The organism is Methylobacterium sp. yr668, from assembly GCF_900116245.1.
Lineage (GTDB): Bacteria > Pseudomonadota > Alphaproteobacteria > Rhizobiales > Beijerinckiaceae > Methylobacterium.
In genome coordinates this window covers 283739-297811 of sequence record NZ_FOZY01000006.1, presented here as the reverse complement: position 1 = coordinate 297811, position 14073 = coordinate 283739, and the positions used below count along the sequence as shown (strand labels likewise).

The 14073-nt window shown below is 72.6% G+C and carries 12 protein-coding genes; 1 reads left to right on the top strand and 11 read right to left on the bottom strand.

The window, feature by feature from the left end; all coding sequences use genetic code 11:
• The 7 genes from BM419_RS10610 to ileS all read right to left on the bottom strand — a co-directional run.
• The coding region (locus BM419_RS10610; protein ID WP_091926389.1) for a ferredoxin--NADP reductase at positions 1–612 on the bottom strand (612 nt) is incomplete at its 3' end.
• Between the two features lie 314 nt (positions 613–926).
• Entirely contained in the window at positions 927–1877 is a 951-nt protein-coding gene (locus BM419_RS10605) for a ring-cleaving dioxygenase (RefSeq protein ID WP_091926388.1), read from the bottom strand.
• A gap of 232 nt (positions 1878–2109) precedes the next feature.
• Positions 2110–3405, bottom strand: coding sequence for a M16 family metallopeptidase (locus BM419_RS10600; protein ID WP_091926387.1), 1296 nt, complete (start codon positions 3403–3405; stop codon positions 2110–2112).
• A gap of 107 nt (positions 3406–3512) precedes the next feature.
• Entirely contained in the window at positions 3513–4922 is a 1410-nt protein-coding gene (locus tag BM419_RS10595) for a M16 family metallopeptidase (RefSeq protein ID WP_091926386.1), read from the bottom strand.
• Between the two features lie 159 nt (positions 4923–5081).
• Positions 5082–5747 (bottom strand): hypothetical protein, encoded by a 666-nt coding sequence (locus BM419_RS10590; protein WP_020093175.1) that lies wholly within the window; start codon positions 5745–5747, stop codon positions 5082–5084.
• Between the two features lie 160 nt (positions 5748–5907).
• Complete coding sequence (gene lspA, locus BM419_RS10585; protein WP_091926385.1) at positions 5908–6423, bottom strand: signal peptidase II; 516 nt, start codon at positions 6421–6423, stop codon at positions 5908–5910.
• 85 nt (positions 6424–6508) lie between these two features.
• Positions 6509–9475, bottom strand: coding sequence for an isoleucine--tRNA ligase (gene ileS, locus BM419_RS10580; protein WP_091926384.1), 2967 nt, complete (start codon positions 9473–9475; stop codon positions 6509–6511).
• 336 nt (positions 9476–9811) lie between these two features.
• On the opposite strand from ileS, the gene BM419_RS10575 reads away from it, so the two are divergent.
• Complete coding sequence (locus BM419_RS10575) at positions 9812–10081, top strand: hypothetical protein (RefSeq protein ID WP_012318778.1); 270 nt, start codon at positions 9812–9814, stop codon at positions 10079–10081.
• Positions 10082–10113: 32 nt separating this feature from the next.
• On the opposite strand, the gene BM419_RS10570 is transcribed toward BM419_RS10575, so the two are convergent.
• From BM419_RS10570 to BM419_RS10555, 4 genes are all read right to left on the bottom strand, one after another.
• Complete coding sequence (locus tag BM419_RS10570; protein WP_091926383.1) at positions 10114–11067, bottom strand: DMT family transporter; 954 nt, start codon at positions 11065–11067, stop codon at positions 10114–10116.
• 114 nt (positions 11068–11181) lie between these two features.
• Positions 11182–11562, bottom strand: coding sequence for a hypothetical protein (locus BM419_RS10565; RefSeq protein ID WP_091926382.1), 381 nt, complete (start codon positions 11560–11562; stop codon positions 11182–11184).
• Positions 11563–11989: 427 nt separating this feature from the next.
• Complete coding sequence (locus tag BM419_RS10560; RefSeq protein WP_020093180.1) at positions 11990–12832, bottom strand: NAD(P)-dependent oxidoreductase; 843 nt, start codon at positions 12830–12832, stop codon at positions 11990–11992.
• Positions 12833–12858: 26 nt separating this feature from the next.
• On the bottom strand, positions 12859–14061 hold the full coding sequence (locus BM419_RS10555) for a pyridoxal phosphate-dependent aminotransferase (RefSeq protein WP_020093181.1): 1203 nt from the start codon (positions 14059–14061) through the stop codon (positions 12859–12861).
• Positions 14062–14073 lie beyond the last annotated feature (12 nt).

Below are 14073 nucleotides of genomic sequence, written 5' to 3'. Positions count from 1 at the left end.
GATATCCTCGAACAGCTTGCCCGAGACCATCAGGTCGGTGATCCGGCCGCGGTTGCGGAACGGCTCGCGGGTCACGGTCGGGTAGTAGACCAGCTGGTTCGAGATCATCTCGCCCAGGAACTCGTGGCGCGGCAGCGTCTCGGTGATGGTCTCGCCGTAGGCGAGTTCCTGCACCTGCCGGCAGCCGTGGACCAGCACGACCTTCTCGAACCGGTCGTAGGCCTCGGGATCCTTGATGATCGACAGGAACGGCGCCAGGCCGGTGCCGGTGCCCAGCAGGTACAGGTTGCGGCCCGGCAGCAGGTTGTCGAGCACCAGCGTGCCGGTGGGCTTCTTGCCGACGATGATCGGGTCGCCGACCTTCAGGTGCTGCAGCTTCGAGGTCAGCGGGCCGTCCTGGACCTTGATCGAGAAGAACTCCAGCTCCTCCTCGTAGTTGGCCGAGACCACCGAGTAGGCGCGCAGCAGCGGCCGGCCCTCGACCTCCAGGCCGATCATGGTGAACTCGCCGTTGCGGAACCGGAACGCCGGATCCCGCGTCGTGCGGAACGAGAACAGGTTGTCGGTCCAGTGGTGGACCGACAGAACGCGCTCCTCGTAGAACTTGCTCATCGACGGATCAGTCCTCGAATCCTCTGACGCTCGGCACACGGCCCCGACGATTCGGGGCCCGTGGTGCGGGGGATCCCCGCCGCCCCGCTCGGGCGGGGGTGGATCCTCGGCAGGGAACCCGCCCGGATCCGGTTGCAAACACACGCGCGCCGCTTCTTTCGCAGTTGCAGCACGTCCGTCAAGGCGTGCCGGGATCACACTGGCGAAAGAAGTGAACGGCCTGGAATCGTTCGAAGATTTAGCGTCTTCGCGGACGCTCCGCAGCGCCGTTCCGGACATGGGAGGGTTGCCGCAGAGCCGGCCCCGCGCCGCCCTCAGACGGGGGCGGCGGGCCGGAGCGGCGCGAGCCCGGCCTCGATCTCGGCCCGGCGCGGCTCCAGGAACGGCGGCAGGGCCAGGCGCTCGCCCAGGGTCTCCAAGGGCTCGTCCGCGGTGAAACCCGGCCCGTCGGTGGCGATCTCGAACAGGATGCCGTTGGGCTCGCGGAAATAGAGGCTGCGGAAGTAGTAGCGGTCCACAGGCCCGCTGCTCGGCACCCGCGCCGCCCGGAGCCTGTCGGCCCAGGCCTCGTAATCCCCGTCCGGGATGCGGAAGGCGACGTGATGGACCGCGCCCGCGCCCTGGCGAGCCGGCGCGGACCGGTCGGCCAGGAGCTGGAGCTCGGCGGCCGGGCCGCCGGGTCCCATCGCGTAGACCTCCACCGGGCCGTCGCCCGTCTCGAAGGCGCGGTCCCGGCGCAGGCCGAGCACCTCGGTCAGCACGGCGGCGGTGCGGGCCGGGTCCGGCACCGACAGCCGGATCGGGCCGAGGCCGCGGATCTGGTAGGCGGCCGGCACGGGCGAGCCGTCCCAGGGATGCTCCGGCCCGGTCCCGCCATCGTCCACCAGGGCGAGGCGCTGGCCCTCCGGATCCTCGAAATCGAGGGTGAGGCGCCCGTCGCGCGCGGCGGGCTCGGCCTCGACGATCCCGGCCTCGCGCAGGCGCGCGTGCCACCACGCGACCGCGCCCTCGCCCGGGACGCGCAGGTGCGTGCGGGTGATGCTGCCGGAGCCCCGCCGCTCCCGGGGCGCCGGCCAGTCGAAGAAGGTGATGTCGGTGCCGGGGCTCGCCAGCCCGTCGGCGTAGAACAGGTGGTAGGCCAAGACGTCGTCCTGGTTCACCGTCTTCTTCACGAGCCGCAGGCCGAGCGTGCCCGTGTAGAAGGCGACGTTCTCCGCCGCGCGGGCGGTCACCGCGGTGAGATGGTGGATGCCGGTGAGCTGCATGTCGGTCCTGGGGTTCGCCGCGTCGCGCCTCAGGTGGGGAGCGGCGGCGGCTTCGCGAGCGGCCCGCGGATCGGGCGGCCGGCACCCGTTCCTCCGGGGCCGCGCCGCGGTCGGCCCGCAGCGATCGCCGCCCGAGAGGCGCCGCGCCCCGGACCGGCGGCGCGGCCGCTACGCGGCGATCGGTACCCGGGCGCGGCGGATTTCGCCGAACCGCGGTCCCGAGACCCGCTTCTCAGAGCCCCACGGGCCGACCGGCGGCGACCACCAGCATCTTGCCGTCCGCGAAGGTGCGGGCGGCGGCCCGGCGGATATCCGCCTGGGTCACGGCCGAGACCATCGCGTTGCGCCGGGCGATGTAGTCCATGCCCAGCTCCTCGAAGGCGATCTGCACCAGCTGGTGGGCGATCTTGGTCGAGGTGTCGAAGCCGAGGGCGTAGGAGCCGGTCAGGTAATCCTTGGCCTTCTGCAGCTCCTCGTCGTCCGGGCCGTCCGTGATCAGCCGGCCGATCTCGTCGCCGATCACCGACAGGGCCTCGCCGACGCGCTCGTTCTTGGTGGCGGTGTAGCCCCAGGTCATCGCGGCCGACCGGTGGCTGACCAGCGAGGTCCCCACCGAGTAGGCCAGCCCGCGCTTCTCGCGCACCTCCTGGAACAAGCGGGACGTGAAGGCGCCGCCGCCGAGGATGTGGTTCAGCACGTAGGCCGGGATGAAGTCCAGGTCGCGCCACGGCACGCCGGCCATGCCGAACCGGATCACCGACTGGGGCACGTCGAGGTCGACGACGACGCGCTTGCCGAGATCGTGAATCTCGGTGCGCGGCACCGCCTTCAGCGCCCCGGCCTCCGGCAGGGTCCCGAAGGCGCGGTTCAGGCCCTCGGCGAGCTGCTCGGCGCCGATGGCGCCGACCGCGGCCACCTTCACCCGGCCGCGGCCGATGATGCGGGCGTGCATCGCCAGCAGGTCGTCCCGAGTGATCGCCGTCACGCTCTCCACGGTGCCGGAGGACGGGCGGGCGTAGGGATGGCCGGCGAACGCCTCCTTGAAGAAGCGGCGGGAGGCCAGCACGCCCGGATCGTTCTGCTGGTAGCGCAGGCCGGCGATGATCTGGGCGCGGACGCGCTCGATCGCGTCGGGGTCGAGGCGGGGCTTGGCCAGCGCCAGGGCGAGGAGCGCGATACCCTCGTCGGCGTGCTTGACCAGCATCTTCAGCGAGCCGCCGACCGCGTCGGCCCCCGCGTGGAACGACAGCTCGATCGCCCGGGCGGCGAGCCGCTCCTGGAACAGGTCGGAGGTCAGGTCGCCGGCACCCTCGTCGAGGAGCCGCGCCAGCATCTGCGCGCAGCCGGCCTTGCCGGCCGGGTCCTGGGCGGCGCCGCCCTCGAAGGTGAAGGCCAGGGCGATCATCGGCACCACCGGCGACTCGACGTGCCACGCCTCGATGCCGGCGGCGGTCGTCACCGGCAGCGCCGTGGTGGGCGAGCTGACGGTTTGGGCGGTGGTCTCGACCAGAGTCTCGGCCAAGCTCATGGGAACCTCGTGTCTCTATCTCGGGCGACGGCGGAGCGGGCCAGGGCTCCCGTTCGGCATAACGCCCCGCCCGGACCCGTCACGGGTCCGGCGGGACGCACCCGGGGTTACTCGGCGGCCATCGCGACCGGGGCGTCGGGATCCTGCGCCTTGGTCAGGTAGCCGGTGACCGAGCGGGCCGGCGTCAGCCAGCGCTCGGCGGCGCCCTTGAGACGCGCCTGCGTCACCCCCTCGATGTCGGTCGGCCAGCGGCGGACCTCCTCGATGGTCTCGCCGATCGCCAGCGCCGAGCCGTAGATGCGGGCGAGCGACGACTGGCTGTCGGAGGAGTAGACGGTCTCGGCCACGAGGCGGGTCTTGGCGCGCTCGATCGCCTCGGCGTCCAGGGCCTCCGCGGGGGCGCGGCGCAGCACCCTGTCGACGGCCTCCTCCAGCTTCTCCAGGGGCACGCCCTCGGCGGGCACCGCGTAGACGGAGAAGCGGGTGTCGTCGATCGCCGAGCCCATGTACCAGGCGCCGGCATTCACCGCGAGGCCGCTCTCCATGACGAGCTTGCGGTAGAGGTACGAGGTCGAGCCGCCGCCCAGCACCTCGGCCAGCAGCTCGAGGTCGTGGCAGCCGCCGTCCCGGGCGGTGATGCAGGAGGGGGTCAGGTAGAGGCGCTGCAGGGTCGGCTGCTCGACCTTCGGGTCGGCGACGGCGACGCGGCGCAGGGCCTTCGGCTCCGGCTCCCGCGCCCGCAGGCGCTCGGGCCGGGCGCCCTGGGGCGTCACGCGGCCGTAGGTGGTCTCGGCGAGGCGCCGGACCTCGTCGGGCGTGACGTCGCCGGCCACCACCAGGATGGCGTTCTCGGGGGTGTAGAAGCGCTTGTAGTAGGCCAGCGCGTGCTCGCGGTTCAGGCCCTCGATCTCGTGCATCCAGCCGATGATCGGGATGCCGTAGGGATGGTGCACGAACAGGCCGGCCGCCATCGCCTCGGAGAGCTGGGCGGAGGGGTCGGTCTCGACCCGCATGCGCCGCTCCTCCAGCACGACGTCGCGCTCGGGGGCGACGACGGCGTCGTCGAGGACGAGGCCGCTCATGCGGTCCGCCTCGAATTCCATCATGGTGCCGAGGTGATCCCGGGCGACCCGCTGGAAATAGGCGGTGTAGTCGTAGCTGGTGAAGGCGTTCTCCTGGCCGCCCAGGCCCGACACCGCCTTGGAGAAGGCCCCGACCGGGTGCTTCTCGGTGCCCTTGAACATCAGGTGCTCGAGGAAGTGGGCGATGCCCGACTGGCCGAGCGGATCATCGGCCGAACCGTTGCGGTACCAGATCATGTGGGTGGCGACGGGGGCCCGGTGGTCGGGGACGACCACCACGTCGAGGCCGTTGTCGAGGGTGAAGGCCGTCACTTCCGGTCCGCCCGCCTCGGAACGCCCGAACGGCGCGGCCTCGCCCCGGCCGGCGCTGCCGCCGTAGGGCGAGCCCGGACGCAGCGGGAAGAGGGTGGGCGTCGCCTTCCTGAACAGGTGCATTCCGCTTTCCTTCTGCCGGCCCCGGATCGAAGCGTCCCGCGTCGGGATGCGCGCGCGGATCGGGGCCGTCCTGGTCACCGGGGCGCAAGAACCGCACCGGGACGATCATCTCATGTTGCCACGCCGTGTCGCCGTTGCAACGGCGACACGGCGCCCCCGTCACTGCTGCGCGCGCTGACGGAGATACGCGCGGGGATCCGACTCCTCGCGCTCGCGGCTGGCGTTGTTGATCGGGTCGCTCGACGGCGGCCGGGCCAGCTGCTTGGGCGACTGCCGGTACCCGGTCGGCGGGTCCGTGAGCGTGTCGCGGCTCGGCTCGATGTCGGAGGGCTCGGCGTTGGCGCTCTTGCCCTTGAGCAGCTCGAAGGGGCTGAGCAGGCTGTCGTCGCGGTTGTTGTCGCCGGGCTTGCGCTCGGCGGTGGTCGTCAGGCCCGCGCCGGCACGGCGGCCGCCGCGCATCTCCTCCACGGAGAGCGTCGCGTTGTTGTCGTCGTAGCGGCCCTGGGCCTGGGAGCCCTTGGGATTGCGCCGCTCCACGGCGGCGCGCTCGCGCTCCACGATCTCGGGATCCTTCGGCCAGGCGGTGCTGGTGGAGCGCGCCCGCGGCTGCGGCAGGGCCTTGCCGTCGATCTTGGGCGGCATCACCAGCGGCGGCCGCTCGTGATAGTCGATCGGATCCTGGCGCTTTTCCAGGAGGCCGATGCCCGACAGGGCGTCGCGCATGAACTCGCCGCGCTCCTGCGCGTGCGCGGCACCGACGACGCAGAGCGGAGCCAGGGCCACCGCGGCGGAGAGGAGGGGACGAAGCCTGCGATGCCCGGTCATGCTGCCTCACGGGTTCCGGACGGAGCGTCCGGCTCTGGGAAGGCCGCGGCGCGGCCCGATCCGACAGGTCCCGGCCTGAGACCGGTTTCCGGCGATCGTATGGCGCCTTGACTGCGTCGCGCCAGGAGGGGGACGCGGGAGGACCTGTGTGTTGCAGGGATCACAGGCGCGGCGCCGGGTCGCCCTGCGGGGGGGACGCCCGGCCCCTGCGGCCGCCCGGGGACAGGCTGTCGAGGATCAGGCCGATCACGCCGGCCACGATCGCCGCGTCGGCGACGTTGAACACGTACCAGGACCAGCCGCCGGCATGCAGGTGGACGAAGTCGAAGACGGCGCCGTAGGCGGCCCGGTCGATGGCGTTGCCGAGCGCCCCCCCGACGATCAGCCCGAGGGCGATCCCGAGGAGCCGCGACGTGGCCCGGCGCATCCAGATCCCGAGGCCGAGGGCGGCGGCCAGCGACAGGGCCACGAGGAGCCAGCGGCCGATCCCGCCCTCCTGCTGGAACAGCCCGTAGGAGACGCCCCGGTTCCAGACCACGACGAAGTCGGCGAAGGGCGCCAGCCGCCAGGGCTGCGTCAGCACGAGGTCGGTGCCGAAATAGAGGCCGAGCTTGCTGGCCTGATCGAGGACCAGGGTGAGGACGAGGGCCAGGAGGCCGGCGCGGAACGGCGTCACGGGCGGCGCACTCGGCCCGGGCCGGCGCCCCCTGCTCCCCGCGGGCGGGGAGAGGGGGTGGCGCCGCCGACGACGCGGAACGCCCTCACGCCGCGCTCGCCTCCGGATGCGCCGCGTCCCACTCGCGCAGGGCCTGGGCGTCGCGGGGCGTCACGTCCGGGTAGTCCGGGTCGCTGCCCACCTCCGGGCTGACCCGCCAGGAGCGGGCACATTTGCGACCCTCGGCCGGGCTCGGCACCACCGCCACGCCGCGCACCTCGTCGAGGCGGAAGGCCTCGGCCGGGCCCTCGCCCGCCACCACGGCGATGGCCGAGGTGATGCAGGTATCGGCGAAGTCGCAGCCCTCGAGCGCCGCGAGAAGCTCCGGATCCGCCACGTAGACCGTCGGCGCCGCCTCCAGGCTCGCGCCGATGCGCTTGGCCGCGCGCTCGATCTCCAGGGCGCCGGTGACCACCCGCCGCACCCGCCGGATCTTTTGCCAGCGCTCCGCGAGGGGGGCGTCGAGCCAGTCAGCCGGGGTCTCCGGCAGGGTCTGGAGATGCACCGAGCCGTCCTCGGACGGGTAGCGGTCGAGCCACGCCTCCTCGGCGGTGAAGGCGAGCACCGGGGCGAGCCAGATCGTCACCCGGCGGAAGGCCTCGTCGATCACCTGCAGCGCCGCCCGCCGGCGGACCGAGGACACGGGATCGCAGTACAGGGCGTCCTTGCGCACGTCGAAGTAGAAGGACGACAGGTCGCCGGTCATGAAGCCGTTGAGCAGCGCCACCACCCGCTTGGTGTCGAACGCCGCGTAGGCCTCGCGGATCTCGCCGTCGAGCTCGGCGAGCCGGTGCAGGATCAGCCGCTCCAGCTCCGGCATGTCGGCGTAGGCTACGTCGTCGCCCTGGACCCGGTGGGCCAGCGAGCCCAGCATCCAGCGCAGGGAGTTGCGCAGCTTCCGGTAGGTCTCCGCGAAGGTCTTGATGATCTCCGGGCCGATGCGCAGGTCATCCGTGTAGTCGGAGGCGGCGACCCACAGGCGCAGGATGTCGGCGCCCGAATCCTTGATGACGCTCTGCGGTGCGACGACGTTGCCCTTCGACTTCGACATCTTCAGGCCCTTGCCGTCGAGCACGAAGCCGTGGGTCAGGACGATGTCGTAGGGCGCCCGGCCGCGGGTGCCGGCGGATTCGAGCAGCGAAGACTGGAACCAGCCGCGGTGCTGGTCGGAGCCCTCCAGGTACATGACCCGGTCCTGGCCGCCGTCGCGGACGCGCGTGACGCCGGCGAGCCCCGGGAAGGCCTCCGGATCGTCGAGCACGAAGGCGTGGGTCGATCCGGAATCGAACCAGACGTCGAGGACGTCGGTGACCTTCTCGTAGGCGGCCGGGTCGTGGTCGGGCGCCAGGAAGCGCTGCGCGGCATCGTCCCGGAACCACGCGTCGGCGCCCTCCGCGGCGAAGGCGTCGCGGATGCGGGCGTTGACGGCATCGTCCTTGAGGATCTCGGCGGTCTCCCGGTGGACGAAGACGGTGATCGGAACGCCCCAGGCGCGCTGGCGCGAGACCACCCAGTCCGGCCGGTTGGCGACCATGCCGGTGATGCGGTTCTTGCCCTGGGTCGGCACCCACTGGGTGTCGTCGATGCCCTGGAGCGCTACCTCGCGCAGCGTCCGGTTGCCCAGCGAATCCACCGGCCGGTCCATGGCGATGAACCATTGCGGCGTGTTGCGGAAGATCACCGGCTTCTTGGACCGCCAGGAATGCGGGTACTGGTGGCGCAGCACCCCGCGGGCGATCAGCGCCCCGGCCTCCGTCAACGCGGCGACGACCGCCTTGTTGGCGTCGCCCTTCTCGCCCTTGGCGGTGAGCACGCGGGTGCCGGTAAAGCCCGGAGCGGCCTCCGTGAGCACGCTGTCGGCGTCGACCGTGTAGGGGATGGTCGCGTCGATGCCGCGCTCGCGCAGCAGCCGGCCGCTCGCCATCCAGAGCTCGAAATCCTCGCGGCCGTGGCTCGGCGCCGTGTGGACGAAGCCCGTGCCGGACTCGTCGGTGACGTGGTCGCCGTCGAGCATCGGCACGGCGAAGCCGTAGCCGAGCTTCGCCAGCGGGTGATCCAGGGTCAGGCCGGCGAGCGTCGACGGGCTCACGTCGGCGACGCGCGCGAACGCCTCGACCCGGGCGGCTTTGAACACCGTGGCGGCGAGGCTGTCGGCGAGCAGGTAGGTCTGGCCGGGCACCGCCCAGTTGTCGGCCGGCGCCTCCGTGACCCGGTACAGGCCGTAGGCAATTTTTTTGGAGAACGCGACGGCGCGGTTGCCCGGGATCGTCCACGGAGTGGTCGTCCAGATCACCACCCGCGCCTGCGCGAGATCGCCCTCGGCGCCGGACCGGATCGGAAACGCGCAAAAAATCGTGTCGCTGACGTGCTCCTCGTACTCGACCTCGGCTTCGGCCAGCGCGGTCTTCTCGACCACCGACCACATCACCGGCTTGGAGCCGCGATAGAGCTGGCCGCTCATCGAGAACTTCATCAGCTCGTCGGCGATCACGGCCTCGGCGGGGAACGCCATGGTGGCGTAGGGATGGTCCCAGTCGCCGGTGACGCCGAGCCGCTTGAACTCCTCGCGCTGCACGTCGAGCCACTGGGCCGCGAAGGTCCGGCATTCCTGCCGGAACTCGATCACCGGCACGTCGTCCTTGTTGCGGCCCTTGGCGCGGTACTGCTCCTCGATCTTCCACTCGATCGGCAGGCCGTGGCAGTCCCAGCCCGGGACGTAGTTGGCGTCGAAGCCGAGCGCGGTCTGCGAGCGGACCACCACGTCCTTGAGGATCTTGTTGAGCGCCGTGCCGATGTGGATGTTGCCGTTGGCGTAGGGCGGCCCGTCGTGGAGCACGAATTTCGGCCGGCCCTGGCCGCGGGCGCGCAGCTTGCCGTAGAGGTCCATCCGCTTCCAGCGCTCGATGAAGAGCGGCTCGCGCACCGGCAGGCCGGCGCGCATCGGGAACTCGGTCTGCGGCAGGAACAGGGTCTTGGAATAGTCGCGGGCGGGCGCGGTCTCGGGGGCGGTCATCGGATCTCGCATCGGCGGTCGGGCCGGCAGCGTCGGGCCGGCGGAATCGGGTCGGGCGGCAGGAGGATCCCGGACCTCCGCGCGGCCGCGCTGGAGCGGGCCCTCAGGCGGAGGCCGGGCCGGTAATTCGGATCGGGCGGCCGGGGCCGCGCAGGGCGCGCGAAGCGTGCATGACGGGTTCTCTACCAGCCGCCCCGGCCGGAGGCCAGCGGCAGCGCGGATCACGCGCCCGTGACCGCGGATGGGACCAATCGGCGTCTGAACCGTTGACCGACACACCCTCCGCCCGCCGCGGCGGCGCGGAGCCGATTCGGACAGACATCCGGGAGTAGCCCCATGAAGAAGCTTCTGATCGCGACCCTCGCCCTCGCGCCGCTGGCCTACGCGGGCGCCGCGGAGGCCCAGGGCACGGCGCGCGGCGCCCAGCGCGGCGTCGAGGACGGCACGGCCGCGGCCGGCCCCGTGGGCGGGGTCGTCGGCGGCGCGGTCGGCGCGGCGACCGGCACCGTCGGCGGCGTGCTCGGCACCGATCCGGACCCGGCCCGCCGGGCGCGCGAGAACCGCCGCGAGGAGCGGATGGAGCGCCAGGAGCGCCTCGGCCGCTGACAGGGTCCCGTAACAGGGTCCGGCCGGTCGCCTCAGGCGGCCGGCCGCGCCTCCCGGCGGATCGTCTCCTGCGCCAGGAGGTACAGGCCGGAGCCGACGACGATCATGGCGCCCGCGACCGTCCAGCGGCTCGGGACGTCGCCGAACAGCAGAGAACCCAGCGTCACCGACCACAGCAGCTGCGTGTAGATGAACGGTGCCAGCACGTTGGCCGGCGCCCGGGCGTGGGCCATCACCAGCAGCCAGTGGCCCAGCGTCCCGAACAGCGCGACCCCGAACAGCAGCGCCCAGTGGGTCAGGCTCGCCGGGCTCGTCCAGATCCACGGCAGGAGCGGGGCCATCAGCGCGAGTCCCGCGAGGCCGGTGTAGAACATGGTCGTGGCGGTCGAGTCGTAGGCCGCGAGCTTGCGCGTGATGATCGCGTAGAAGGCGTAGACCACGACGTTGGCGACGCAGAGCAGAGCGGCCGGATGCATCCCGCCGACACCGGGCCGCACGATCACCAGCACGCCCAGGAAGCCGACGCCGATCGCCGCCAGCCGCGCCCGCGACGACCACTCGCCGAGCAGCGGCCCGGCGAGCAGCGCCACGGTGAGCGGCGCGGCGAACTGGATCGAGATCGTCTCGGCGAGCTGCAGGTAGCGCAGGGCCAGGAAGTTGAGCGCCGTGGAGGCGAAGAGCAGCAGGGAGCGCGCGATCTGCAGCGGCAGGCGCCGGCTCTTCACGACGCCCGGCGTGCGTACCGGGTTGATGAACAGCGAGATCATGGCGACGCTCGCCGCGTAGCGCATGAAGGTGGTGACCAGGGGATCGACGCCGGCCCGGGCCAGGGTCTTGCCGCAGGCGTCGAGGCTCGCGAAGAAGGCGACGGCCCCGCACATCAGGGCGATGCCGACGATCCGCCGGCGGCCGGCGAGGTCGGCCTCCGGAGCGGCGCGCGGCGCGGCGCTATCGTCGGGGACGGAGGTCGCGACCTGCGTGCTCATGCCTGACCAATCTCGGTAGAGGCTGAAACCCCTGCCACGCCCGGCGCCGCACGGGTATCGGCCGGCGCGCAGGGGAACCATGCAGCCGGCACGGTCGCCCGCGCCGGCGGCGGCTCAGCGCTTCGCCGCGACCTTCTCGGCGGCGGGGGCCTTCTCGGCGGAGGCCGTCTTGGTCGCGGCCTTGGCGAGCTTCGGCTTGGGCGGCGTCGCGCCGGCGATCAGGGCGGCGAGGTGCGACTGGTCGAGCCCCGCGGCGGCGCGCGCGGGCGCAGCGGGAACAGGCGCCGCCGCGGCGACCGGCGCGGGCGCCAGCGCGGCGGCCCGTTCGACCCGGCGCGGCTCGATGGAGCCGGTCGCGGTGGGCTCGGCGAGGCTCGCCGTCGCGACCGCGGGGGCGGCGGACTCGCGCTGCACCCGCAGGGTCCAGTGCGCGGCGGTTGAGAGCGCGGCGATGCCGAGGATCGCCTTGATGCCGCTGGTGAGCAGGGCTCGCATGGTCGTCAGGCCCGAGAGAACGCGGTTACGCGGAACCGGATCCCCGGCCCGGACGCATCATCGCGCGGGAGCGTGAACGAAGCCGCAACGGCCCCGTGCGCCCCTGTCCCGGAACGGGTCAGGAGCCCGCGCCCGCGACCCGTCTCGCGGGCGGAATCGGGTGGGAAATCATGTGGGCCATGCGCCGGACCCGCGGTTCCTGTTCCCCGCGCTCCCGACACTCCTGCAGCGACTCGGCCCACTGAGCCTCACAGGAACGGCCCAGAGAACTGGTCCGGACCGTCCCGTCACTGCCGACCCCGCCGCCATGCAGGCCCGAGCGGGCTCGCGAAACCTTCAGGCGCATCGGCCGCTGGGGACAGCCCGTGTAGAGGGTGACAGCCGAGCCGGCAACAGAGGCGGGGCCGTTTCCGGGACCCCGCGGCGATCAGTGCTCCGCCGCGGGCGCGACGAAGCGCATCAGCGCGGCGATCTCGTCCGCGCCGTCCTCCGCGGCGAGGCGCCGGTAGAGCGCGGCGTAGCCGGAGAAGACCTGCCGCCCGGCCGCGTCGGGCCCGAGGAACCCGGCGATCTCCTCCATCTCGGGCGCCCAGCGATAGGCCTTCGGCACCATGTCGGGCAGCCCCCTGGCGAACCGGGCCAGCAGCGACGGCTCGTTCTCGGCGAGCTCGGCCAGCAGCGCTTCCCCGGCGCCGGCGCGCTCGGCGGCGCCGATCACGAGCGCGGCGAGCGCCGTCAGGCCCTTGTTGAGGCCGGCATAGCTCATCTTGAGGCTGGAGGCGGCGCCGACCGCGCCGGGGCAGACGCGCAGGTCGAGGCCGAGGTCGCGCAGGACCAGGGCCGGGGCCGTCTCGGGACCCGAGACGTAGACGCGCGGCCCCTTGGCGCCGGGCTTCGGCGGCAGGCCCAGGATCGCGCCGTCGAGGAACGGCGCGCCGGTGGCCGCGACGATCCCGGCGACGCGCCCGACCGTCTCCGGGCTGACGGCGTTGGCGTCGATGTAGACCGGCTTGCGCGGGGCCGCCGCCAGGGCGGGCGCGAGCCGGCGGGCCAGCGCCTCCGCGTCGGCGGGCGGCACGATGGAGAGCAGGAGATCGGCGGCGGCGAGCTCGCCGTCCCCGGCATGCGCCATGCCGGCGGCCGCGGCCCGGGCGCGGCTCGCCGCCCCGCGCCCGTCCAGGGAGGTCAGTACCCGGGCGCCGTGCCCGGCGAGCCGGGCCCCGACGGCGCTGCCCATGGCGCCCGGGGCGATCACCGCGATCGTGGGCACGGGACGCCTCCGGGACCTCGGGGCCGCTACCGCAGCGAGCCGCAGAAGCGCTGGATGCGCCGGCAGGCCTCCTCCAGCACCGCGTTCGACGTCGCGTAGGAGATGCGCAGGTTCGGGCCGAGGCCGAAGGCCGAGCCGTGGACCGCCGCCACGCCCTCGGCCTGGAGCAGCTCCATGACGAAGTCCTCGTCGGTCTCGATGGTCTTGCCGGCCTCGGTCCGCTTGCCGATCAGCGCCGCGCAGGACGGGTAGACGTAGAACGCGCCCTCCGGCGTCGGGCAGGTCAGCCCGTTGGTCTGGTTGAGCATCGACACGACGAGGTCGCGCCGGCCCTGGAAGGCGGCCCGGAACGTGGCGAGGTGGTCCTGCGGCCCGTCGAGGGCGGCGACCGCGGCCCACTGCGCGATCGTGCTGGCGCCGGAGGTCTGCTGGCCTTGGACGAAGTCCATCGCCTTGATGAGCGCTTCCGGCCCGGCCGCGTAGCCGATGCGCCAGCCGGTCATGGCGTAGCCCTTCGAGACGCCGTTCATCGTCAGCGTCCGCTCGATCAGCTGCGGCTCGACCTGGGCCGGCGTGACGAACGCGAAATCGCCGTAGGTGAGGTGCTCGTAGATGTCGTCGGTGAGGATGTGCACGTCCGGGTAGCGGAGCAGCACGTCGGTGAGCGCCTTCATCTCGGCGCGGGAGTAGGCGGCGCCCGACGGGTTCGACGGCGAGTTGAGGACGATCCACTTGGTCTTCGGGGTCAGGACCCGGTCGAGCTCCTCGGCCTGGAGCTTGAAGCCGTTGGCCATGTCGGTGTCGGCGAAGACCGGCGTGCCGCCGCACAGCCCGACCATCTCCGGGTAGGACACCCAGTAGGGGCGGGGGATCACCACCTCGTCGCCGGGGTTCAGCGTGGCGAGGAACGCGTTGTAAAGCACCTGCTTGCCGCCGGTGCCCACGATGGTCTGCGAGACCTTGTAGTCGAGCCCGTTCTCGCGCTTGAACTTGCGCACGATCGCCTCGCGCAGGGGCACGATGCCGGAGACCGGCGGGTAGCGGGTCTCGTTCCGGTGGATCGCCGCGATGGCGGCCTGCTTGATGTGCTCGGGCGTGTCGAAGTCGGGCTCGCCCACCGACAGACTGATGACGTCGACGCCGGAGGCCTTCAGGTCCCGGGCCTTCTGGGTCATCACGATGGTCGCGGACGGCTTCACCCGCGAGAGGACGTCGGCGAGGAGAGCCATGGCGTGCGATGC

What these genes read in the sequence shown, in the direction of transcription:
- BM419_RS10605 (WP_091926388.1), bottom strand. Translation starts at nt 1,877, where the DNA reads ATGCAGCTCACCGGCATCCACCATCTCACCGCGGTGACCGCCCGCGCG.
- BM419_RS10600 (WP_091926387.1), bottom strand. Translation starts at nt 3,405, where the DNA reads ATGAGCTTGGCCGAGACTCTGGTCGAGACCACCGCCCAAACCGTCAGC.
- BM419_RS10595 (WP_091926386.1), bottom strand. Translation starts at nt 4,922, where the DNA reads ATGCACCTGTTCAGGAAGGCGACGCCCACCCTCTTCCCGCTGCGTCCG.
- BM419_RS10590 (WP_020093175.1), bottom strand. Translation starts at nt 5,747, where the DNA reads ATGACCGGGCATCGCAGGCTTCGTCCCCTCCTCTCCGCCGCGGTGGCC.
- ileS (WP_091926384.1), bottom strand. Translation starts at nt 9,475, where the DNA reads ATGACCGCCCCCGAGACCGCGCCCGCCCGCGACTATTCCAAGACCCTG.
- BM419_RS10575 (WP_012318778.1), top strand. Translation starts at nt 9,812, where the DNA reads ATGAAGAAGCTTCTGATCGCGACCCTCGCCCTCGCGCCGCTGGCCTAC.
- BM419_RS10570 (WP_091926383.1), bottom strand. Translation starts at nt 11,067, where the DNA reads ATGAGCACGCAGGTCGCGACCTCCGTCCCCGACGATAGCGCCGCGCCG.
- BM419_RS10565 (WP_091926382.1), bottom strand. Translation starts at nt 11,562, where the DNA reads ATGCGAGCCCTGCTCACCAGCGGCATCAAGGCGATCCTCGGCATCGCC.
- BM419_RS10555 (WP_020093181.1), bottom strand. Translation starts at nt 14,061, where the DNA reads ATGGCTCTCCTCGCCGACGTCCTCTCGCGGGTGAAGCCGTCCGCGACC.